The sequence below is a fragment of the Companilactobacillus nuruki genome (genome assembly GCF_002872255.1).
In the GTDB taxonomy this organism is placed as follows: Bacteria; Bacillota; Bacilli; order Lactobacillales; family Lactobacillaceae; genus Companilactobacillus; species Companilactobacillus nuruki.
In genome coordinates, this window is record NZ_NIPR01000042.1 from 1 (window position 1) to 3,001 (window position 3,001).

Below are 3,001 nucleotides of genomic sequence, written 5' to 3' on the forward strand. Positions count from 1 at the left end.
ATAACCTTATCAAGGGTGTGATGCAAGGAAACCATACTATCAAAGCTGTTGAACAAATTCACAATATTTCCTGTGCATGCTATTTATTTCATAAATGTTTCAATAATAAAATAGGTATGTAAAACAATTATTTGTGTTTCATATCTCCGATCAAGTGGAGTGTCCATTAACCAATTTTTGAGATTGCTAGTGTTGGGTTGACTGGGTGTCAACTTATATTATTAGCTACACCAATATGTATTTTCGGATAGATCAGTTAACTTAGCATTAATCATTTTTTCTTAAATAAAATAAAAAAGTGGGTAAATGAAAAATGATCATGATGTATACACAGTCAGGGTGTCATTCTTGTATGACATCTTGCTTCTTCTTTTGTCCTCCTGCTTGTGCCACAGGTAATCCTTATGAATCCAGCGTAAGGTTCATTGACTCTCGCAAACTATACTTCTCCTCTGAAATGTAATACCAGGAAACCGCAATTTGAAAAACTGGTCCATCTGATTGAACCCAATGACACATTGATTGTCACAATGTTAGATCGTTTTGCTCGTAATACTAGAGAAGCATTGAACTTAATTGATGACTTATTGAAAGAAAAAATAATGATTAAGGTTTTAAATTTAGGAACGATAGATAACACCCCAATTGGGCGTATGATTGTCAGAACTTTGCTATCGGTTGCGGAGATGGAGCGTGATATGATTATCGAGCGTACGCAAGCCGGTAAAATATTTGCAAGGCAACACAATCCCAACTATAAGGAGGGTAGACTCAAAAGAAAAAAAGATAGCCGGAATATGGCTATCTTTGAATATTCTAACTCTCATACTGTGAAGGAAGCCGCTGAAGCCTTTAATATTTCTCCGCGCACAGTGCAATACATTAAAAAGCTATTTAGATAAATAACAAATACCACTGTCTATTTATATTACAATTCCTGACAAAAGCTATTAAATTATTGAAAGGAATCAGCCCTTTAAAAAGTCAACAAAGCAATTCCGCTTTAAATCATATTAGGGTATCACAAATACTTTACAAATATTTTTTGCGTCGCAACCAAAACCAGCAAATTAGGCTTAGTATAACAGAGATAATCAGCACAGCAAAAAAACCATAAGAAGATTTTTCAAACGGGACATCAACATTGATTCCCCAAAAACCAAAAATAATCGCTGGAATAGTCAAAACGATTGATATCTCTGTTAGAGTTTTCATAATCATGTTAAGCTGATAAGAAATCATATTGTTTATCATATCTTCCAAATTATCCAAATATTGGCTGTAACCTAAAATAATTCTATCCATTGTGTCGCTTGTATCGTATATCTCATCAATTATTTTTTTGGTGGTAAAATCAATATCATTAGTTGTGAAATTTTTTTTAATGAAATCCAGCGCTTTGTGATTAGCGCCATAGGTTGTTGACAAAGCTATCATGTATTTTTGAAGAGTCAATAAATCACTAAACGTTGGTCTGAGTGGACCGGACGTTGATATTTCTGAGTCTAAATCATCAATTTTTTCCTTGACTCCACGAAGGTTGTTAAGCATCACATGGAAATCTTTTTGCATGATCTTTAAAAGTACTTCCTCCATGAAATTATTGACATCACGTAAAACCATATTGGATAAGAGTTCGGGAATGAATTTTAATTTTTGTTTTGTAAAAATTATCAACTTATTTTTAAATACCAAGAAAACAACAGATGTCGTCAGATTATCTAGATGCCCACCTTCATGTACCCAGGGAAACAAAAAACTTACGAGCAAACTTTTTTCATCGTTTTGATCTACCATCGTGTCATATGCAACTCGATCATCAAACGTTAGTATATTGCCTATTTTAAGGTTATATTTATGTTCAAAAGATTCGATATATTCTCGTTCGTCACCATAAACATAAACAACAGAAGAATTTTTGATATTTGATTCTGACGAAACTAATAATGTATCTTTTGTTAAAGAATAAGTTTTCAGCATTGTAATCCTCCTGCTTTATATTTTTCTCAAAAATAAATGCGTAATTGTTGTGAAATAAATACGTTATCAGTTTTAAAAACATTTTATCTTATGTATGATAACCTGCCAAAAATTTTATCTCACACATTATCTAGACAATCTTGTCTCCAACTTCTAATGTATTATCTAATTTATAATGGCTCTTTGTCAACCGCTGTTGATGAGAAATCTTTATGGGAAAATGGTAGATTGTAAAATTAATCCGAACGCTGTTCGGACAAAAAAGATCAGCTTCCTTTAAAATGGTGTTTACCACAAACCCATCTTTTAGGAGCTGATCTTTTGTCTAGTATAACCTATTCCGAACGAATTAAAATCGAAACCCTTTGTGAACTAGGGCTGTCCAATATCCAAATGGGCGTTCGGCTGAACCGATCACCGTCAACAATTTCTTATGAATTATCTCGATGTCAACCTTATCAGGCTGAATTAGCACAAACAGATGCCGAATACAAGCGATCACGATGTGGTCGGAAAACTAAGCTGAGCGATGAGTTAAAGCAAAAAATTCTCAACCATTTACGTCTAAGCTGGTCACCAGGAATGATTGCTCACGAATTTAAACTAGCTACTAAATCTATTTATAATTGGCTAAATCAGGGGAGAATTGGTTTCTCCTTGAATGATCTACCTGAACATGGCGTACGCCAACGGCGTAACGTTGACCAACGATCCAAATATAATCAATCTTTGGGGCGATCAATTGAACAGCGTCCCATGATGATTAATCAACGTAATCGCATCGGCGATTTTGAACTAGATACAGTCGTTGGTCCTCGTGGGCATAGTAAGGCAGTTTTATTAACTTTAATCGATCGAAGATCACGGTTCCTTTGGGCATACCGGTTAAAAGATCGGACGACAGCGACTGTTAATGAAGCACTAACTAAGTTCCTAACAACTTTTAATGGTCCGGTGCACGGCTTTACTGTGGACCGTGGCACTGAGTTTAGTGGGTTAGTATCTCTTCATCACAATATGG

Annotated in this window: 2 protein-coding genes and 1 pseudogene; 2 read left to right on the forward strand and 1 reads right to left on the reverse strand. The window is 34.8% G+C overall.

Annotation, left to right across the window (positions count from 1 at the left end):
- Window positions 1-464: 464 nt before the first annotated feature.
- Window positions 465-902, forward strand: a pseudogene (locus CBP76_RS09485) (recombinase family protein); the annotation flags it as partial.
- A 130-nt stretch (window positions 903-1,032) separates the two neighbouring features.
- Here CBP76_RS09485 and CBP76_RS09490 read toward each other — a convergent pair.
- Entirely contained in the window at window positions 1,033-1,980 is a 948-nt protein-coding gene (locus CBP76_RS09490) for a magnesium transporter CorA family protein (protein ID WP_102196648.1), read from the reverse strand.
- A gap of 321 nt (window positions 1,981-2,301) precedes the next feature.
- Between CBP76_RS09490 and CBP76_RS09500 the strand changes: the two genes are divergently transcribed.
- On the forward strand, window positions 2,302-3,001 hold a 700-nt coding region (locus CBP76_RS09500; protein ID WP_102196650.1), incomplete at its 3' end, for an IS30-like element ISLpl1 family transposase.